Genomic DNA, 4399 nt, shown 5'->3' with positions numbered 1-4399 from the left:
GCGGTAGTCTTTAATGCCCGCCACTCCTTAGTTTGTTCGCGGGTCAAAAGCGTGCGCAATGTCACGTCCAAACCAACCATCGTCAAATTTTCTTGGTTTTTGAAGACGACGTCGGCTGCCTCGGGATCTTGGTGAATGTTGGCTTCAGTAAAAGGAGTCACATTCCCAGGAACGGTCAAGGCCCCACCCATCAATGTTGTTTGACCAATCAACTTAGCGATTGAGGGGTCTTGTTCCAAGGCCTTTGCTAAGTTCGTTAAGGGTCCAGTAGGTAGGTAAATTAAATCTTCTTGGTACTTATGAGCCGATTCAATCAGAAAATCAATTCCTGATTGGGCACTGACTTGGCGCTTTGAACTGGCGACCGTCACGTCTCCAATCCCGTTCATGCCGTGAATTTCTTGTGAAATCGGCATAACGGTAAAGTCGTCTTCGGTAGAAGCGTGGGTTTCCCCGATAAAGACAGGGACGTCTGCGGCGCCTAAGAGGTCTAGCAGGTCCAACGAATTCTGAGCAGTAGTCGCCGTTAGGGCGTTACCGTATGAAGCGATAATACCAATTAAATCGATTTCATCGTGGCCAACGGCGTAAGCCAAGGCGAGGGCATCGTCAATCCCAGTATCGAGGTCTAAAATCATTTTTTTGCGAGACATTGCGCAATCTCCTTAAGTTTGGGTACTCACATATTATAACAAATTATCGCTCGATTATGAGAAAATATTAGTGTATTCACGAAGAAAGGTTTTGAAAATGGAAGAAATGTACGACATTATCATCATTGGTGGTGGACCAGCCGGAATGTTCGCTGCTTTTTATGCTTCCTTGCGCAATCAAAAAGTACTCTTGGTTGAAGCTTTGGCTGATTTAGGCGGGCAAGTGCAGACTTTATACCCAGATAAAAAGATTTGGGATGTCGCGGGTCTCCCGGGAGTAACGGGACGCGAATTGGTTGTTCATTTGCAAGAACAATTAGGAAAATTTCCAGTGACTGTTAAAACTCAGACGAAGGTAACGGACTTGGTCGCCGATGGAGAGACTTGGTTGGTCCAGGTTGAGGGCACTGACGAAGCCATCAAGGGCCGGGCTGTCATCTTAGCAACGGGTAAAGGGGCCTTTGAACCACGACGGCTCCAAGTTGAAAATGAAAGTCTACTCGAAAATCGTGGGTTGGCCTACTTTGCTCCAGACCTATCAGTCTACCGAGGTAAAAAAGTGGCAGTTCTTGGTGGTGGCGATGCTGCTGTTGATTTGGCCACGGAACTCGATGGCGTTGCAGCTCAAACTTATTTGTTGCACCGTCGGGACCAGTTCCGAGCATTGGAACAGGCAGTTTTGGCCTTGGAACAAACCGGGGTGGTGAAAAAGACACCGTTGAAAGTCGATCAAGTTCGCCAGGAAAGTGATGGGACCTTAGACTTAACCCTGAGTCATGTTAAAAATAAGGAAGAGGTGATCCACCTCGCCGTTGATAACTTACTCGTCCAGTACGGCTTTTCCACCAAAGGAATGGACGCCATGCATTGGTCGGTTGACCTAGATTGGGATGCGGCCGGTCTAATCGTTCAAGACCATATTCGGACCAAGCAAGCTCGCCTCTTTGCAATTGGGGATATCACTTCCTATCCAGGTCATTCTGATCTGATTGCGACTGGCTTTGGTCAAGCACCCGCTGCGGTTAATGCGGCGATCGAGGCCATCAACCCGGCGAGCGCTGGGCCGGGTCACTCATCGTCTTTGAATTTGTAAAAATTAACTAAATGATTCAACGGCTTCACTGTCGCACTTTCTTATTATAAAGTAAGAAATTAAAGGCGGAGTTCATTGTCAGTCTAGACAAGGTTAAATTAAATTTTTAGGTGATTGAAGAAAAAAACGGGATATAAGGCCGATAATTTCAGTTTATGTGTATTAAATTACAAAAAAATTGCGAAAACACTAACATTGTTTAGAATAATTTGTTATTATTACATGTGAAGGAAATTTAGGTAGAATAATTCCGGTACATATTTTTGGAGGTTTTCTAAATGAAAGAATATAAGAAAGATTTGGGAGCAAAGCAACGCTTGCTTATGACTGCTGGTGCAACGACCTTAGCTGCAACAGGAGCAGTCTTTGCAGGCGCAGTGATGAATCCCGGTGCTAACGTTGCCCATGCCGATCAAACAACGACAACTAGCCAGGTTCAAACTGGTTGGGTGGCAAATACGGCAGACCAAGTAAAGGCAGCGGCTGAAAGCCAAGGCCAAGCGGACAATTTGTCAGCTTACTCCGTTCAGTGGGGTGATACCCTTGATGTTATTTCTCAAGTTTATGGGTTAACAACTGCTCAAGCAGCCCGAAACCTTGGTTTAACAAACAGTAACTTATTGGTTGCTGGCTATTCACTGCAAAACCAAGCTGCCGTTGTGCAAAGTTTGAAGGATCAAGGCCTGTTGACAAGTGCCGCTGGGGCAACTCAGGCTGTTGCTAGCGACCAGGGGAACCTAGTGGTTCTTCAACCAAGTGCTTCTAGTGAGACGCAAAGCCAAAGCACACAAAATACACAAACTGAATCACAATCAGCTGTGAACGGCCAAAGTGAGTCAGCAACGGCAAGTAGCCAAGCAACTCAAGACTCAAATGCCCAATCAATGGCTGATAGCCAATCATTGTCGACTGCTAGTTCACAATCGGTAGCTCAATCAACTGCCGACGCTGCAGCCAGTCAAGCCCCTGCTCAAGATACTAGCGCAGCAACACCGACAGCAACGACTGTGACTGCCAGTGCTAGCCAAGTCGCTAGTGCTCGTCCAACCACGGCAACCCTCCAGGTTAAGACGGTTAAGAAGGCTGCTACTGTTACGGCGACAGCTAACTCAACGACTGCTACCACCGCTCAAAGCCTCCAAGTTGCTAATTCAACTTCTGCTGCGAGCCAACCAGTTCCTGTTCAATCAACTAGTCAAGCAGCCCAGCCGGCTCCCGCTCAATCAACGAGCCAGGCACCAGCCCAATCAAGTCAAAAAGTTAATACCGATGAATTAATTGCCTGGTTTGATAACCATAAGGGACAATTGACCTATTCAATGACTGGAAACCGAGATGGTTCCGATGGAACAGCCGATTGTTCCGGAGCGATGACGGAAGCCTTGTATGAAGCCGGGGCCTCAAAGCCTGCGTACTTGTACAACACGGACTCATTGCCCGGTTATTTGACTGCCAATGGCTACCAATTGATTTCAACTAATACGCCTTGGGATGCCCAACGTGGTGATATCGTTATCTGGGGTCAGCAGGGCGCCTCTGGTGGCGCTGTTGGTCACGTCCAAGTGATTATCAGTAACGATCCCAATGCCCGTGCAATCTCGGTTAATTATGCAACCCAGGGTGCAGCTGGAACAGCTGTGACGGAATGGAACTATGACACTGCCTATGCACAAACAAGTAATGGTAAATTTTTACCTTACTACGTTTACCGCCAGGCCTAAGCTGATTTAAAAATTTCATGTATCTAAACAAGCAAATCAATGCCCGCTACCTTGCCGGATATTGGTTTGCTTTTTTGTGCGGTGAATTTCTTGGCCAAGTGTTAGACTATGGCTAAGGAAATCCTGAGTGAAAAACTTAATGGAGGTAAGTTATGTTAAAAGTTCAAGGACTACCACCAGCCCAACGGTATGCTTTTTTTAGCGATGTTCACGGCAGTATTAATCATTTACAGCAGTTAGTTGATTTGCCAGAGTGGTCAGACCCACAAGTCCGCTTCGTCTTTTTAGGAGATGTTGTTGACGGGCACGGGGATGTCGTCGACGTCCGGGCTGCTTTGGCCTTTTTAATGGACCACCAAGACAAAATTACCTGGGTCCTAGGTAACCACGATTACTTTTTATTGGAAACTGCCAGGGCTAATCCGCGGGAATTTTATCGTTGGGTTGGCCGTAATAACGGGAGTGACACCCTCCGTAACCTTGGTTACCAGGGCGTATTGGATCCTGAGGATGAAGAAGCATTGCAAGCGGTGGCTGAGTTCTTAACGACTGAGTACGGGGATTTGGTACAAAAATTGGCCGACTTGCCCAATGCTGTTGAAAATGAAGGTATCATTGGCCTCCATGCGGGCATTGATTGGTCAGAAAAGTACTGGCAAGAAACGAGCCAGGAGAAATCATTATGGATCCGCGAACCCTACTATTATGATGAGACAGGCGATTATGCCAAAAATAAAACGGATAAGGTCATTGTGACGGGCCATACGCCGGTTGAAGAGGAAGAAACCTTCCCGCAAAACCAGGGACAAAGTACCATTGTGACCATGCGCCATGGTGGCGTGGGTAGTGGGGATGTACCCCGCTATGTCATTGACGGGGGATGTTCCTTAGGTTTGCCACAAAGTCGGCTCAATGTGTTGATTTTAAAGGCC

At 47.1% G+C, this 4399-nt stretch carries 4 protein-coding genes; 3 read left to right on the top strand and 1 reads right to left on the bottom strand.

What is annotated here, in order from left to right:
• Positions 1-653 (bottom strand): nucleoside hydrolase (locus AOQ29_RS01855; protein WP_061992850.1); only part of this gene is annotated, 653 nt, incomplete at its 3' end.
• 97 nt (positions 654-750) lie between these two features.
• Here AOQ29_RS01855 and AOQ29_RS01850 point away from each other — a divergent pair.
• The 3 genes from AOQ29_RS01850 to AOQ29_RS01840 all read left to right on the top strand — a co-directional run.
• Entirely contained in the window at positions 751-1746 is a 996-nt protein-coding gene (locus tag AOQ29_RS01850) for an NAD(P)/FAD-dependent oxidoreductase (RefSeq protein WP_061992849.1), read from the top strand.
• A 278-nt stretch (positions 1747-2024) separates the two neighbouring features.
• Complete coding sequence (locus tag AOQ29_RS01845) at positions 2025-3467, top strand: peptidoglycan amidohydrolase family protein (protein WP_061992848.1); 1443 nt, start codon at positions 2025-2027, stop codon at positions 3465-3467.
• Between the two features lie 152 nt (positions 3468-3619).
• The coding region (locus AOQ29_RS01840; protein WP_061992847.1) for a metallophosphoesterase at positions 3620-4399 on the top strand (780 nt) is incomplete at its 3' end.

It is taken from the genome of Fructobacillus ficulneus, assembly GCF_001047075.2.
Classification (GTDB): domain Bacteria; phylum Bacillota; class Bacilli; order Lactobacillales; family Lactobacillaceae; genus Fructobacillus; species Fructobacillus ficulneus.
This window is presented reverse-complemented; position numbering and strand designations above follow the sequence as displayed.

What these genes read in the sequence shown, in the direction of transcription:
- AOQ29_RS01845 (WP_061992848.1), top strand. Translation starts at nt 2,025, where the DNA reads ATGAAAGAATATAAGAAAGATTTGGGAGCAAAGCAACGCTTGCTTATG.
- AOQ29_RS01850 (WP_061992849.1), top strand. Translation starts at nt 751, where the DNA reads ATGGAAGAAATGTACGACATTATCATCATTGGTGGTGGACCAGCCGGA.